Below are 15915 nucleotides of genomic sequence, written 5' to 3' on the forward strand. Positions count from 1 at the left end.
TGTTTAGGCTACATGGGTCAATTTTGGGATTCATGGTACAGCTACCAGTTCAGATACTGCTCCGTGAATAATTCAGGATAAATATAAAAAGATGGGATGAAGGATAGTGATTGATTTAATTCGTAAAAGATGTGTAGCAATAGACAGTGTAATCAAAGACTTAAATATGGAATACCATGCAATTAAAAGTAAAGTATTAAGAGAAGAATATAAAAAGTGGAAAAAAGAACTTACAAGAGAAGAAGTTAAGGAAATACGAAAATATAGGATAATGATAAGAGGAACTCTTTGCGGGGATCCTCTTTTTTCTTTCAGGAATTGGAAAACTGTAGTATAATGAAAGAAATTCGGTTTATTATCAGCGGTAGCATTAAGTATGTCTGCTTGCGGGCAGGCGGCAAAGCAGGAACCGATTGTTTCTGCATCAACAGAGTTACATCAGGTTGATCTTGTTTCGGCCGGTACATTGGTATTTGATTTGGCTTCTGTTCCGGCTTATTCTGGGCAACCGTATGCCATAGTAAATGATAACAAGCCGTATTTCACAGACGCTGATCTGACGGCAGTTTCTTTTGAAACATATAGTGACCTGGATTCATGGGTAGATGTGGTGTAGCCTATGCATCAGTTGGAAAAGATCTGATGCCGACAGAAGAGCGCGGCTCTATTGGGCAGGTAAAGCCATCTGGTTGGCATACGATCAAATATGACAATGTGGATGGCAAATATTTATATAATCGCTGCCATTTGATCGGTTATCAGCTTACTGCAGAAAATGCAAACGAGAAGAACTTAATCACTGGGACCAGATATCTGAATGTTCAGGGAATGCTGTCGTTTGAGAATATGGCAGCGGACTATGTAAAAGAAACTGGAAATCATGTGCTGTATCGGGTGACTCCGGTTTTTGAAGGCAGTAATCTCGTAGCATCCGGCGTACTAATGGAAGCGGAATCCGTAGAAGACAAAGGCGAAGGTATTTTGTACTGCGTTTACGTTTATAATGTTCAGCCGGGAATTAACATCAATTATGCGACGGGTGACAGCTCGGCTTCTGGAACAAACAAGACGGCAGTAACAGAGCAGGCCACACAGGCTGTTACGCAGGCAGCTTCTCAGCAGACCAGCACGGAATCCTATATCCTCAATACCAATACAAAGAAATTTCATCGGCCGTCCTGTTCATCGGTCAAACAGATGAAGGAGAGCAATAAAAAATCCTCATCAGAGAGTAGGGATGCGCTGATTGCTGCAGGTTATGATCCGTGTAAAAAATGCAATCCGTAAAAATGTGTCAGATATTTAAAAAATATGGAAGAGGAAGGTTGTAGTTCTATATTGCAATACTTCTTCTTTGCGCATATTGGATATGCTGTTGAGGGCGACTGTTGCACGCAGAAGATAAGTTGCGCCGGTCTGCGATAATGTGCTGTTTGTATAAGGAAAAGGACAAGGAGTTATGATGAATTTTAGTGGGATATTGATTGGTGTGCTTACCTTTTTTCTGATTGGATTGTTCCATCCTATTGTTATATATGCGGAGTATTACTTTGGAAGCCGCTGTTGGCCGGTATTTTTGCTGGTGGGCATTTTGTGTATGATTCTATCCGTAAGAATGCAGGAAATACTTTGGTCGGTTTCCCTGGGTGTTTTGGGCGTCAGTTGCTTTTGGAGCATTAAGGAACTGAAAGAACAGGAAAAAAGAGTGGCAAAAGGATGGTTCCCGAAGCGGAAGGTGGATAAGCACTAAAGAAGAAAGCGGGGAGATGAGAAGATGGCGGTATGGAGATTACAGGTGAATACTGGAGGAGCGAACGTTGCGGATTATTGCTTGCAAAACCATGTTGCAGCACTTTGGGCTGGCAAGGTACTTGCTTACTTAATGGGAAATTACTATTTCTCGAAAGCCACCTACGAAAAACTCTTTGATTGGACCGATGAACACAAGTTTAAAACCGGCAAATACTCTTATAAAGAGGCTGTGATCGACGAATTGGCCACAGCCTCTCCCAGTGAATATCTGACGAAAATATCGATACAAGTGTTTTAACCCTGCCGCTTCATCGTGTTTCCTCCGCACTGCCTTTACATTTCTCATAAGCAAATAGCGCCGCTCCCAGCGCACCGCAGAGCTGCGCCTCATCACAGATATAAAGTTTAGCACCAAGCTTCTCTTCCAATGCCTGGATGATACCCCGGTTCTTCGCCACACCGCCGGTCATCATATATTCGCCTGGATGATCCTTTCCAAGGCGGGCTGCCAACGCGCCGACTTTTGAGGCAACTGACACATTTAAACCGTGGATAATATCTGCCACATCCTTATTCTGTGCCACCAGCGACACGACCTCCGACTCTGCAAACACCGTACACATGCTGGAAATCACGATATTATGCTTCCATTCCAGCCCTTTCACACTCATTTCCTCCAGGGAAAGTCCCAGCGTTTTCGCCATCATTTCCAGAAAACGTCCCGTTCCGGCGGCACATTTGTCATTCATCAGGAAATTTTTCACGGCTCCCTGCCCGTCGATGCTGATCGCCTTGATATCCTGCCCGCCAATGTCGATGATAGTGCGGACATTCGGATTCAGATAATTTGCGCCCTTGGCATGGCAGGTAATCTCCGTGATGCTGTCATCCCCGCTGTCAATGTAGGATCGTCCATATCCGGTCGTATCGATCCGCACGATCTCCTCTTTCTTAATTCCCGCTTTCTCAATCGCCAGATCCAGACTCTTCTCGGCGCTCATCATCGCACCGCCGCCGGTCGGAATAATCATCGTCGATTTAATTTTTCCATCCTGATCCAGTATGACCACATCAGTACTTGTCGAACCGCTGTCGATTCCCGCTACATAAAAAATGCCCGACTCCATCTTCTTTCTTGCCTCCTCACTGATACCTTTTCCCGGATCCATATCCTCTGATCCCTCGATCGTCTCCTCAAATGCCTGAATGCGCGTCAAAAGCTGCCCCGCGCTCTGGCTCGTAAAATCAGTCTCAATCTTAAGGAGCGGAACCTTGATATCCCGCTTGATACTCGCATACTCAAATCCATAATAATCACAGAACTTGATCGTGTGATAAATAATTCCCTTTAAATTCGGATCCAGATACAGACGGTTTCTGCGGATCGAACGGTTCATGCGGAAACACGGCATCTGTCCCAGCAGGACGTCCGCGTAAGAAAGAAACAGCTCCTCTTCCTCCATATTCCACATTTCATCCTGTACGACCGACAGTTTCCGACCACCCGTACAGGTCAGATTTTCCACATCCATCTGGATATTGTCCCGGATCATATCCTCCAGAATGCCGCTGACCCGCACGCCCAGCACACCAATGTACGGCTCCGTGTTCATTTCTGGCGTAATAAAGGACTTGATAAAAGCGCGTTTATCAAACACTTTCCCGGAATATGCCTCATATGCCTTTTTAAGCCTCCGGATCGTGCCCGCAAATTTCACTTTTTCACATTCATTATCATCATGCGGCAGATCCAGCATATATAAAAACTTACATTTTCCCGTGCTCTCCACGATATCGTAAACGCGCCGCATCGAATCGCAGCAGTTTACCAGCACCAGCTGTTCAACCTTTCCTTCCAGCACTGCCTGAATGACCGATTTTCCAAAGCCGCACAGATTTGCATGTGCAATTTGATCCGACTGTTCGAAATTTTCTGGCATTTCCTCCAAAACAGAACATTCTTCTCCAAACCCCCGGAACAGCTCGATCGGGGTGTACTTACAGACGTAATAAATCATGCGTGTTTCTCCTCCTTGCCCTTTTCCAGCATTTCCACAAACGCCTGAAGCCGCGTCGATACCTGACCGTCGCTGGTATTGGCGGGGTTGCAGCCGTCACCGTCGAGAATCATCGTCGGAAGTCCTGTCTTTTCTAAGGACTGCTTAATCAGGCTGGATGCACCGATCGTTCCCTTACAGCCCCAGTGGGCAAATAAAACAGCACCATCCGATTCCGTGATTCTGGCAAGCCGTTCCGCTTCCTCAATTCTCTGTTTCACACTGCCATTGTAAATGCAGTAGACCATTTTCTCTGCCATCGCCTCATACGGGTCTTCCGCATGCATCTCCTGAAAACCATCTGCGATGAAATCACAAGCGCGGATGTGCATTTTCTTACTATAATTAAAAATATCCTTAACCGGCTCCTGTAAAAATGGCATGATGTGCATCCAGATTACCGAAAGACCATCTCCCCTCGGTGACATCCGCACATCGCGCAGCAGTTTTTCCGTATAGGTAACCGCCGTCTCTGAGCCAGCCATCAGATGGCACATAAAAAGCGCATACAATTCATTCGTCAGAGAGGTCACCGGGTCATGCGCACACCGCAGGGCAAGCTGTTTTTTATAATTCGCTGCCGCTTTCCGGCTGTTATCTACCGCACTCCGCACTGTTTCCTCCGAAATCCGTCTGTCCGTCGTCTCCTCCAGAAACCGTTTCAATTTCCGCAGCTGATCCGCCACATACAGAACTGATTCCCGGTTTTTCTCATACGGAACATCAATATAAAAGCCTGGACATTCAAATTTATCCTTTAAATACGGAAACGTCATCATATTTCCATCACACGCAAGGTTCGTATAAATCATGCAGTTCGGTTTTGGCAGAATCCCCGTCAGCGCCGCCCCCAGAAACACCCTGTGGTACGAACACATCGTCTCCGGAAATCCTTCTTCCTCCGTTTTCCGAAGAAACGTCTGCTCACACTTCGTTCCCGCCATAAAACAGGACATCGCCTCCACTGAGTACGGCGTCAGCCCTGCCGCCATCACCAGCTCTCCCGGCACAAATATGCTGACCATCGCCGCATTCTCTGGTTCCGACAGCGACTGAATGATATTTTTCATAACCACCCGCGCCACATACTGTCCCGACGACGGCAGCTCCCGATCCGGCAAAAACTGAAGCTTCTTTTCCTGCAGGCGGTATCCCGCAAGAAGCAGCCGACGCGCTTTTTCCGGATCCTTAAGCGCCTGGCTGCTCACCCTATTTCCAAATTTTTCAATTACATCCATTGTTCTTTCTTCCATTCTTTTAAGTTCATTTTTCTGTCATATCGCCCTGATGCAGATGGATATGGTTCCGCGCCTTTGCAGGAAAACGGACATTCTTTATTATAGTCAGTGGGATGGGAATTGTAAATGAAAAGTCTAATCGGGGCTGCCGCATGTTAGTGCGACAGCCCCTGATAACTTCTGTTGAGGTAAAATTGAGGTTGATTTTGTATTGTATAGACATAAGATGAAAAAAAGTCAGGTGATGTGCGATGGGAAAACGTAAGATATGTAAAATTGTTTTTGTTATACTGTCAATTTTTTTATGTGTGGCTTTTTATGAATTATTTGGAATCTGTATTGCATATAAAAAACAGCCGGAAGTGTCTAATACCATCAAAAAAGAAACACAAAATGATTCGTGGAACGAACGCAGCGAGAATATGGAACGAGCAGTGATCATAGAAAAAAATCCAGAAGCACTTTTACAAAGAGTGCGTTTGATCCGAAATGCAAAAGAAGACATTATTCTTTCTACTTTTGCATTTCAATCAGATGAAAGTGGAAAATTGATCTTAGGAGCACTGCATGATGCGGCAGACAGAGGTGTGCATGTTCGTCTGTTAGTAGATGGAATGGAGAGCTGGGTTGATATGGAAGGCAATCCGTATTTCTATGGATTATCTTCCCATGAGAATGTTGAAATTAAACTGTATAATAAGGCCAATCCGTTGAAACCATGGAAGATGATGGGGAGAATGCATGATAAATATTTGATTGCAGATGGTAAGACATATATTCTTGGTGGAAGAAATACATACAATTATTTCCTGGGTGATTTTCTGGGACATAAGAACTATGATAGAGATGTGTTAGTGGTTTGCGATGAACCTGAGAAAGAAAATTCAGTTAACCAGTTGTTAGAGTATTTTGAAACAATATGGGAACAAGAAGACAGTGGTTATTTTCATGACAATAAAAAACTGGCAAATAGAAAATCTGTAAAGAACGCAGTTTTAGAGCTGCAGAACGGCTATCAGAAATATTTTGAAGAGAATAAGGAAAGAATCTGCGATACCGATTACACGGACGAAACTTTTGAGACAGAAAAGATTGCATTAGTGTCAAATCCTATCCACACAGGTCCCAAGGAACCAGTAGTCTGGTATCAACTGGGAGAACTAATGAAAAATGCAAAAGAGCGCGTGAAAATTCATACACCATATATTATCTGCAATGATATGATGTATAATACATGGAAAGAGATTGCGGAGAGAGTTCCGGATTTTTCTATCATGACCAATTCGGTTGCCAACAATGGAAATCCGTTTGGTTCTGCTGATTATGCGAGAAACAGAAACAGAATTTTAAATACAGGAATTGATATCTGGGAGTATGAAGGCGGCTATTCTTACCACGGAAAAAGCATCCTGATTGATGATGATCTATCCGTAATCGGTTCCTTTAACATGGATATGAGAAGCACGTATCTGGATACGGAACTGATGCTTGTAATACGTAGCAAAGAGATTAATAAACAGTTGGAAGAAGGCATGATGGAATATGAAAGAGTGTCCCGACAGGTATTGGAAGATGGAACCTATCGTGATCCGTATCATGTAGAGCCAATTGAATTGACAAAGAAGCGTCAGAGAAACATACTTTTGGTACAGCATCTGCTTGGATGGGCAAGATATCTGTTCTGATAAAGGAGGAAGAAGATCGTGTTTCAAATATTAATTGTAGAAGATGATAAAGAATTAAGCCAGCTATTCCAAAAAGTGCTTGAGAAGAATGGATATCAGGTCAAAAGTGCATCAGATGGAGCACTGGCATTAGAAATATTGGATAAAGAGTATATTGATCTGATCATTTCCGATATTATGATGCCGGTTATGGATGGTTATGAACTGGTGTCGGAACTCCGTTCAGCAGGATATCAGATACCGGTACTTATGATCACTGCGAAAGGTTCCTTTGATGATATGCGCCAGGGATTTCTTTCGGGAAGTGACGATTATATGGTAAAACCGGTAAATGTGAATGAAATGGTTTTAAGAGTCGGAGCACTGCTTCGTCGTGCACAGATACTGAATGAACACAAAATTGTGATCGGTTCAACAGAGTTTGATTATGATGCAATGACGGTTACAACTGATAAGGAAAGTCTTGTTTTGCCTAAAAAAGAATTCCTGCTTTTATATAAGCTTGCAGCTTCGCCAGGCAGAACATTTACAAAACAACAGTTGATGGATGAAGTATGGGGATACGAGACGGAGGCAGACCCACATACGATAGAGGTACATATAGGAAGAATCAGGGAGCGTTTGAAAGATAACCCTGATTTTGAAATCGTAACAATGCGTGGAATTGGATACAAGGTGGTGAAAAAATAATGGAACAAAAGAAAGAAAAAGGATTGCGGATCCGATCCTGTCTGACTGGTGCAATCTGGCTGGCACTTGTATTTTCAACAGTCATATCTGCTTTATTATTTGCTTTTTTGAATCATTTTTTTAATCTGCCGGGCAGCATACCTGTGCTTGGCTGGCTTTTGATTTTCAATACATTGATTGCAGGGCTGATCACTTCCTTTATCAATGCAAAGTTACTGGAACCAATTACCAGACTTAGTAAAGCAATGAAGGAAGTTTCTCAGGGAGATTTTGAACAGCATTTGGAAACGAACAGCCGTATAGCAGAAGTTGGAGAATCTTATCAAAGTTTTAACGTTATGACAAAAGAACTTCGTGCAACAGAGGTGCTGCAGATGGATTTTGTATCTGATGTTTCTCATGAGTTTAAGACCCCGATTAATGCCATTGAAGGATATACAATGCTGCTTCAGGGAGAAGAACTGTCTCCGGATCAAGAGGAATATGTAGAAAAAATCTTATTTAACACCCAAAGACTTTCCGGATTGGTTGGTAATATTTTGCTGTTATCCAAGTTAGAGAATCAGAATATACCAATGAAAAAAACAAAATATCGTCTGGATGAACAGATCCGCCAGGCATTTCTTTCATTGGAAACAAAATGGACAGAAAAAGAAATTGGTTTTCAGGTAGAATTGGAGGAAGTTAAATATACTGGGAATGAAGGACTTTTTATGCATATCTGGATAAATCTTTTGGATAATGCGATTAAGTTCAGTCCTGCAAAGGGGACAATTATGATGTTTCTGAAGCAGGAAAAGGATTCTGTAATGTTTATTCTGGAAGATGAAGGACCGGGAATAGAGGATGATGTGAAAACCAGAATATTTGATAAATTTTATCAGGCAGACGGTTCTCACAAAGCAGAAGGAAATGGTCTCGGCCTTGCACTTGTGAAACGGATCGTAGATAGTGCTGGCGGGACAATCAAGGCAGAAAACCGGGAATATGGTGGATGCAGATTTGTTGTAGAGCTTCCAATACAGAAAGATGAGGCCATATAAGTTTAAGAAAAACAGATAGAGGAGGAATTACATGACATTTTATCAGGAATTGCAGTTAAATCAGGCAGGTTCTAAAAATCTGTTGAAAAAGAGTGAAACAGTGAAAGAAAAATCATATCATATACTGGTATATTTGGTAAAGATAGCTGTTACAATGGCATTTTGTTTTTTATTTGTTACTATTTTCAGTATCTTATTTGGAAATGAGAATAGTATTGTGGGTGTAGTAGTTTTATTATGCCTTATGGTATTTCGGAATGCGGATCTGGGGATCCACACCGGACAATCTACGATGCTTTTGGCTTTGTTCTTTGTAATTATGACTGTATGTCCGCATTTAGCAAACCAGCTTTCACCGGTACTTGGAATGCTGTTAAATATTGCGGCAATGGCAGTGCTGATTCTGTTCGGATGTCATAACCCATTCATGTTTAACCAATCCACATTGGTTCTTGGTTATCTGTTATTGTATGGATATGATGTAACAGGAAAAAGTTATCAGATGCGATTAACCGGAATGGCATTAGGTGCAGCACTTACCTGCTTCGTATTTTATCGAAATCATAAAAACAGAACGTATAAAAGAAATTTGAATGATTTGGTACAGGAATTTGATATATCTTCTTCCAGAACAAAGTGGCAGTTATGTCAGATCATATGCGTACCGGCAGTACTCTGCATTGCGGAACTCTGCAATATGCCACGGGCAATGTGGGCTGGAATTGCGGCAATGTCAGCAATCTTACCATTTATGGAGGACATGCAATACAGAGTCCGCAAAAGGATTGTCGGAAATATTGCAGGTGTAATATGCTTTACAGTACTATATTTTCTGCTTCCGTCATCCATCTATACATACATAGGAATCCTTGGCGGAATTGGTGTAGGACTTTCTGCAAAATATGGCTGGCAGGCAGTATTTAACACATTTGGTGCTTTGGCCATTGCTACAGAGAGTTATGGACTAAAAGGAGCAGTTGGTCTTAGAGTGATTCAGAATGTTTTTGGCGTTGTATTTGCATTAATATTTTGTTCTATGTTTTATTGGCTTATGTCGAAAAAAAAGGAAACAGTGGTAACCGTGGCTGCAAAATAACGTGGGTTAGAAAGAAAAAAGGTTAATCCGGAGATGGCAGCTTTGCTGACGAGTCTGGCAAAGAGTATAAAGATGTAAGGGAAAATGTAAGATCTGTTGGCTTTGGGAAGAATCCTAAGGGTGACAGATCTTTTTTTATGTTTTATTCTGCTTTGGATATACTAACCATAGTGCTAAAATTACATTGCCAGATCGTGAAAACAGGATATAGAATATAATTAACAAAAATAACCATATAGGTTATAAATATTTAGGGGAAAGGAATGAGGTTTATGTTATATGAATTTTTGAAAGACAATTATAAGGAAGCAGAGCCTATATTCTTTTCTGATATAGTGATTAAGGGAAACCGTGCATTTTCTGAATCAGGTGGATGAAGCTGACCTGCTCAAGCTGATGGACGAGGAAGAAGTTGCAGAGTTCACCAAGCCGATTGAGGAAACAAAGCCGGAAGTGGTTGAAACAGTTCCTGAAATTACAGAACCGGCGCCGGAGGAAAAGCCAAAATCCACGAATATGCTCCCAGCGATTCTTACTCTGATTGTGCTTGCCTGTGGTGGTGGATTCTTCGTATTTAAGAAAGTCCAGGAAAAGAAGAAGGAACAGGAAGCGGCAAAGCCTGCCCCGGATGCTGATTATGTGGACGATGACGAGGACTATGGGTACGATCCGGAGTTTGAGGACGATGATGCAGATAGCTCCGTCGATGAAGATGATAATGAACCTGTGTAAACAGGATAGGCTTGATGCCTGGGGCAATCTTCGGATTGCCTTTACATAGCATCTGCTTTCAAAAAATAAAATATTTTGTGTTTTTGAAAGCGACCTCTTGAATATTCTGTGTGGTAGGTGTGCATACTATTATTTCAGTCATAGTGACCGGAAAATTTATCTGCCTCATCCCATTGAAATCTCCGTCATTTTAGAGTAAAATGAGGCAGATAATTCTGAAATGAGGTAGATAACATGAGAGCTTTTGATTATATAAAAGAGCCAGAAAAGTTGCTTACTCCTGAAATTGTACAGATGATTGGAAAAATTCATGAGCACAAAGGTAAGCAAGAGCTATTTTTGGAAGCTAATATTGATGAATTGAAAACCCTTCTTGAAGTCGCTTTGATTCAAAGTACAGGTGCTTCTAACCGTATTGAGGGTATTTATACAACAGATAAGAGATTGGAAGAATTGGTCAGCCAAAAGGCAGAACCAAGAAACCGATCTGAGCAGGAAATCTCAGGTTACCGAGAGGTGCTTTCTACAATCCACGAAAGCTATGAGTATATTGTGCCCAGACCTAATATTATTTTGCAGCTTCATCGTGATTTGTATTCCTATGCCGGTTCCGGTGGAGAATATAAAAATGCTGATAATGTAATTGCAGAAACAGATGCAGAAGGTCACCAGAAAGCAAGGTTTATTCCGGTTCCTGCCTTTCAGACTGCGGAAGCTATGGATGAATTGTGCAGACAGTTTTTAGAAGCATGGAATACTGATAAAATTGATAGATTACTTTTGATACCTATGTTTATTCTGGATTTCCTCTGTATCCACCCTTTCAATGACGGAAATGGACGCATGAGCCGTTTACTGTCGCTTCTTTTGTACTATAAGGCAGGATATATTGTAGGAAAATATGTCAGCATGGAAATGTTGATTGAAAAAACAAAGGAAACTTACTATGAAGCATTGCAGGCAAGTTCGACAGGATGGCATGAAAATGAGAACAGCTATGAGCCTTTTGTTAAGTATTATCTGGGTATCATGTTGAAAGCATATAATGAATTTGAAAGCCGTGTAGAACATTTAAAGAACCGCACTCTTTCTAAGCCCGAAAGAATTAAAGCGATGATTGATCAGAAAGTTGGTAAAATCACAAAGAAAGAAATTATGGATGCTCACCCTGATATAAGCAAAACCACGGTGGAACGCACTCTGGCAGATTTAGTTAAGAGTGAGTACATTGCGAAGGTCGGTTCAGGTCCGGCTACAGGATATGTAAAAATCTAAGTCATAAATTATTTATCTACCTCATTTCATATACAGATGAGGTAGATATTTTTACGATGACGGAGATTATAAAACAGAAAATTGTGTCAGGTTGCAAAAATTCTTTCCGAACTTTTTACATAGCAGTCATGCGCTACGGTGTGGGGCTGTTGTTTTTATAGAGTAATCTTTAGGAACCCTTCGGGTTGTCCTTGCGTACATTGATTCTCAAAAACCGATGTGATATAATTTGTAGCATAGACAAAGTGACAAATTAGAATTTGAATTTCTACAAATTATGACCTCTTAACAGAGGTTACAGGTTATCAATAAAATCCTCCAAAGGCCTAGAAAATAAAGGATTTTTCGCAGTGTGCTCACCTTATCCCTTTATACGATTTCACTTTTGTTTATGCTTCCCTTGTAACCTCATAAGGGAAAAATCAAGGGAAGAAAAAACTCGTAACACGACATAACAAAATATGGTGATCGGAAAACTGTGGCATATGTGCGAATATAAAAATCTCGGAGGATTACATAATGGAAAAGTACATTTATAACGAGCAAAACGGTCTTTGGTATGAGTTGCAAGGCGATTATTACATTCCCTGCCTGACTATCTCGAAGGAAGAACAACAGCCCATCGGCATGTGGGGCGTCGGCATCTTCGGTATATTCGTGAGTATCGCAAAGGGCTGTATGACAGTCTGCTTCTCAGCGGGAAGCTCAACGGCTACCTTGCCGAGCTGAACGAACAGGCAGAGAATATGTTCTTTCGGCTGGTAAATGAACTTGCCGAAAAGGAAGGTATCACGGAAACGCTCAAAGCAGAAAATCAGATGCTTTGGGTACAACGGATGAATACTGTACGAGCAGCGGCAATAGAACTCGTCAATAATGATCTGATATACGCATAATAGATACACGGCGGCAAGGACACTCCTTGCCGCCGTTTTCTTTGCCCGGAGACTAAATTAAACAGTCCGGTCTGTAATGTCAATAGTAGCAATATTGAGGTCAACAATCTCTTTTAGTACTAAGTACGCATTCTTGAAAATAACCTGCCATTCTTCATCCAAGGGATCAATTATTTCATGGAATAGTGCATTTCGAAGACGGTATACAAAGTCGAGAAACCAGAAGACACTATTTTGTCTAAGTGATTCATACAGTTTGTGGAACCACTCTTCTTCTGATGCAGTTAACTCACACTGGGGCAGCCAATCTACATCGAAATGATATTGGAAATAGTTTAATGGACGTTGATGAATCAATTCGTATGTATTTCGCGAACGTCCCATTTCTTCAACCGTTTTAAATGTTTCGTCTTTTGCATTTAGAGCAAAAATCTGCCATATAATAGAAATGATACGCTTTTCAAGATCACCTATTTTATTCAGAACACGTTTTCCGTAGGAAGCACTTTCATAGTGCATTTTAAAAGCTTCAACAATACTATGTGTCAACGAGACGTTTACTTCTCGTAGCAACCATGAAAGATAGTCCTGCTCGCTCTCATTTGGATTGTCTCTAACGTGTGCCGATGACGATTCGAGGATTTCCGATATATTGCACTGGAATTGGACATTTCCATTATATTCGTCATAGTATTTACCGAAGAAACGCGCAAACCCGGATATTATAAACTGCCACTTAGTGCCACGATTTCGGTTTAATTTTAAACCGATGATGAGACAATCACTTTTATCCGGCGGAATGTCCTTGAAAGTATATTCAAAGTCCTCGTTTACATGATAAAAGTCCCAAAGGTAGTATTCAGGATATTGCTCCATTATGACTTTACGACCTTCGCGGTAGACTTGTTCCATAGACGCCATTATCTGATCATCAACGATAAGTTTCTTGCTCCCACTTGTTCTGTAGTAATCTTTATATGCATTCAGATACTTGCCGTCACCTCTTCTGTTTGCTGCCTCTGGAAACATAGTTCTAAGAGTAGAAATATAGGCAAACCATGTCTTAATAAACAATGATACAAAATCAGCTTCGGTTACTGCTTTCCAGTTTTTGTATATTTTCTCCTGAGGCATATTTACACCTCCACCGGAATTTTGTCTTTCAGCCATGCCAATGCCACATCTTCGCCTTGCTCAATAGCCATTTCGACAGCCTGTTTTGCATATTCAAGCAGTTGTTTGGATTGCTTGCGAAGCGTAAAGGCTTCCTGCACTTTGCCTGCAATTTCTTTTTGAATGTCACCATCAATCATCGGTAACGGCGTGGAAAGAAGTTCATCTTTGCTAATTGCAGTAAGAATTGTCCCTGAACAACGCTGCTTCATAAGAGCCTGTATCGGCTCAGATTTGAAAAGGACAAGCAAAGTTTCAGAGTTAATACAATCAGAATCGAGCACATAAAACCCTGTTGAACACAGTGCACCATCATATTCGTCGGTAATTAGGGCACAGCTTTGTAATGAGCCTTCAACAGAAGGCACTATCACCTGTCCTGATTTTACAATTCGGCGTGCTCTCATGGGTAGATCACTGCCGTATTGAATATCAACATCAGAAATATCACCTGATTGCCCCACATCTGCAAGTTCTATGTATTGATATGTTTGTTTTGCATCCGGGTTATAGTTTTTATCATGCAGATTGCACAATGATAGTACCGTCTCTCTTGTATTGAGTTTCTTTACAATTGCCTCATATTTCGGCTGATAGTATTCAGCATCAAGACGACCAGAGATCGCAAAACTTTCATTTATTTTCTTGATTGAATAAGTGCCTAACGCTGTATCATCAGGGTAATCTACAATATCTCTCAATATTTGCTCTGCCATTTGGTACGCTTCATTCGATTTCTGTTGAAACTCTTTTGATTTCTTGCACAGTTTCATTACTTTAATCTGAAGCATATCATTAGCCAAATACACATCAACGGCTTTGACTCTTGGTAATGTGAGTTGATATTGGATTGTGAGTTCTCGCTGTCTGAATAATTGGTCAAATCCATACTTACAACGCAAAAAAACCATTAGGTAATACGGATCAACGCTATGGATACCTGTCAACCCCATTACCGTTCGAGACAGTGCTATTTCGCTATAGTCAGTTAAAATACTTGCGTAGCAAGGTGTTCCGACCTTTGTTATAATTATATCCTCCGCCTTTATGAAAGAGATTCCTTTGTTTTCTTTGCCAAATGCATATGGTATTTTCTCAAATTTGGAATCTTGATCCTTTGTAATAACTGGATAAGAAACACAGTCCACACAACGAGCAAATGCAGTGTCACCTTCTGAATAAAGTTGTGTTGCTGCAGGATAAAATGCGCTTGCAACTGTGGTCGCCAGTTTCGCAAGCTTTTCTGTTGGCACTTTTGACATTTGATCGGAAATATGCAAATAGTTTTTTGTATAGTAGTCGGAATCGAACCTATCCCCTAAATCTATTTGCGAGAAAAGTATCTCGCTGCATTCCAGCCCATCCATCAAAGCCTTGTATCTGGCTTCATCGAAAGGTTTAACGGATGGGCTTATCGAAAAAAACTTAAACCTTCCTTTTTCGCAAATTCTTCAAAGGCTTCCGCTATGCCGGGCTCGAGAAAAGCTTCTGTTCCATCCTGCTTCATGTAGGAAAGTTGGAACAGATCATGATCCACAATCAAGTGATTGTGCTTATCCAAAGCTGGCAGTCCAGTCTCAGGATCTACCAGATAAATCTTATCACCGGAATTATCCTTGCTGGGCTTCTGCATGGTAGCAAAGAAAATCGGATAATCCTCTTTTTTCGGACATAATTCGTCGTCCCACTTCTGCACAAACAGAACTGAGGTTTTTGTTCCAGTATGCGGTTTGAAAACATTGCTGTGCAGTCCAACAACGGCAAGAATGCGACAACGTTCCGCAATATATTCACGGATAGTCTTATCACTGCTGTTGTTAAAGCGACCTTGCGGAAGTACAATTGCCATACGACCGCCGGGTTTCAGAAAGTTCAAATTGCGCTCAATAAAAAGAATATCTCTGCCGACTTTATTCTGCCATTTCCCCGCAGAATTTTTACCCAGCTCATATCGTGAAATAATTGTATTCTCTTTAATGTCTCCGGCAAACGGAGGATTCGCCATAACAAGGTCAAACTGGAACTGGCTGTAGTCATTACTTCCTTTCGACTGGAGCTTTTTCAATTTTTTGAAACCTTCGTTATAGGTGTCGTTCCAATCTTCCTGCTTTGTAATTTCATTCCAACGGGAATAATCCAGCGTGTTCAGATGCAAAACGTTCGTCTGCCCATCACCGGCAATCAGATTGAGCGTACGTGCAACGCGAACGGTTTTTTCGTCAAAGTCGATTGCAAACACTGTTGTGGTCAAGCTTTTTTGTAACACTTGTGGCTAAAA

At 41.4% G+C, this 15915-nt stretch carries 14 protein-coding genes and 2 pseudogenes; 11 read left to right on the plus strand and 5 right to left on the minus strand.

What is annotated here, in order from left to right:
• Positions 1-106: 106 nt before the first annotated feature.
• From DW826_RS18125 to DW826_RS16305, 4 genes and pseudogenes are all read left to right on the plus strand, one after another.
• Complete coding sequence (locus DW826_RS18125; protein WP_133304029.1) at positions 107-337, plus strand: hypothetical protein; 231 nt, start codon at positions 107-109, stop codon at positions 335-337.
• Positions 338-376: 39 nt separating this feature from the next.
• Positions 377-1287, plus strand: a pseudogene (locus DW826_RS16295) (DNA/RNA non-specific endonuclease).
• Positions 1288-1459: 172 nt separating this feature from the next.
• On the plus strand, positions 1460-1750 hold the full coding sequence (locus DW826_RS16300; protein ID WP_015552777.1) for a DUF4491 family protein: 291 nt from the start codon (positions 1460-1462) through the stop codon (positions 1748-1750).
• A gap of 24 nt (positions 1751-1774) precedes the next feature.
• Positions 1775-2050: a hypothetical protein gene (locus DW826_RS16305; protein ID WP_117485832.1), complete on the plus strand. Its 276-nt coding sequence runs from the start codon at positions 1775-1777 to the stop codon at positions 2048-2050.
• Between the two features lie 10 nt (positions 2051-2060).
• Here DW826_RS16305 and DW826_RS16310 read toward each other — a convergent pair whose 3' ends face one another.
• Positions 2061-3770, minus strand: coding sequence for an acyl-CoA dehydratase activase (locus DW826_RS16310; protein WP_015552775.1), 1710 nt, complete (start codon positions 3768-3770; stop codon positions 2061-2063).
• Positions 3767-5047 (minus strand): 2-hydroxyacyl-CoA dehydratase family protein, encoded by a 1281-nt coding sequence (locus DW826_RS16315; protein ID WP_117472057.1) that lies wholly within the window; start codon positions 5045-5047, stop codon positions 3767-3769. The genes DW826_RS16310 and DW826_RS16315 overlap by 4 nt, the downstream gene beginning before the upstream one ends.
• 251 nt (positions 5048-5298) lie before the next feature.
• On the opposite strand from DW826_RS16315, the gene DW826_RS16320 reads away from it, so the two are divergent.
• The 7 genes and pseudogenes from DW826_RS16320 to DW826_RS16350 all read left to right on the plus strand — a co-directional run bounded on the left by DW826_RS16320 (position 5299) and on the right by DW826_RS16350 (position 12464).
• Positions 5299-6732, plus strand: coding sequence for a phospholipase D family protein (locus tag DW826_RS16320; RefSeq protein WP_117553232.1), 1434 nt, complete (start codon positions 5299-5301; stop codon positions 6730-6732).
• An 18-nt stretch (positions 6733-6750) separates the two neighbouring features.
• Positions 6751-7422, plus strand: coding sequence for a response regulator transcription factor (locus DW826_RS16325; RefSeq protein ID WP_117504378.1), 672 nt, complete (start codon positions 6751-6753; stop codon positions 7420-7422).
• Complete coding sequence (locus DW826_RS16330; RefSeq protein WP_117553233.1) at positions 7422-8465, plus strand: HAMP domain-containing sensor histidine kinase; 1044 nt, start codon at positions 7422-7424, stop codon at positions 8463-8465. Before DW826_RS16325 ends, DW826_RS16330 begins: the two co-directional genes overlap by 1 nt.
• 31 nt (positions 8466-8496) lie before the next feature.
• Positions 8497-9561 (plus strand): FUSC family protein, encoded by a 1065-nt coding sequence (locus tag DW826_RS16335; RefSeq protein ID WP_015552768.1) that lies wholly within the window; start codon positions 8497-8499, stop codon positions 9559-9561.
• 351 nt (positions 9562-9912) lie between these two features.
• Complete coding sequence (locus DW826_RS16340; RefSeq protein WP_242990547.1) at positions 9913-10293, plus strand: CD1107 family mobile element protein; 381 nt, start codon at positions 9913-9915, stop codon at positions 10291-10293.
• A 234-nt stretch (positions 10294-10527) separates the two neighbouring features.
• Positions 10528-11568: a Fic family protein gene (locus DW826_RS16345; protein WP_008791949.1), complete on the plus strand. Its 1041-nt coding sequence runs from the start codon at positions 10528-10530 to the stop codon at positions 11566-11568.
• Positions 11569-12087: 519 nt separating this feature from the next.
• Positions 12088-12464 (plus strand): annotated as a pseudogene (locus tag DW826_RS16350) (TnpV protein).
• A gap of 57 nt (positions 12465-12521) precedes the next feature.
• Here the strand turns inward: DW826_RS16350 and DW826_RS16355 are convergent.
• Genes DW826_RS16355 through DW826_RS16365 form a run of 3 tightly spaced genes read right to left on the minus strand, consistent with a single transcriptional unit; the run spans position 12522 to position 15888 of the window.
• Positions 12522-13634 carry a hypothetical protein gene (locus DW826_RS16355; protein WP_147327170.1) on the minus strand — a complete coding sequence of 371 codons (1113 nt, stop codon included), beginning with the start codon at positions 13632-13634 and terminating at the stop codon, positions 12522-12524.
• Positions 13601-15004, minus strand: a complete 1404-nt coding sequence (locus tag DW826_RS16360; protein WP_117553235.1) for a restriction endonuclease subunit S — start codon at positions 15002-15004, stop codon at positions 13601-13603. Before DW826_RS16360 ends, DW826_RS16355 begins: the two co-directional genes overlap by 34 nt.
• A gap of 44 nt (positions 15005-15048) precedes the next feature.
• Entirely contained in the window at positions 15049-15888 is an 840-nt protein-coding gene (locus tag DW826_RS16365) for an N-6 DNA methylase (protein ID WP_207659896.1), read from the minus strand.
• Positions 15889-15915 lie beyond the last annotated feature (27 nt).

Origin of the sequence: Clostridium sp. AM34-11AC (genome assembly GCF_003435375.1) — a bacterium.
Classification (GTDB): domain Bacteria; phylum Bacillota; class Clostridia; order Lachnospirales; family Lachnospiraceae; genus Pilosibacter; species Pilosibacter fragilis.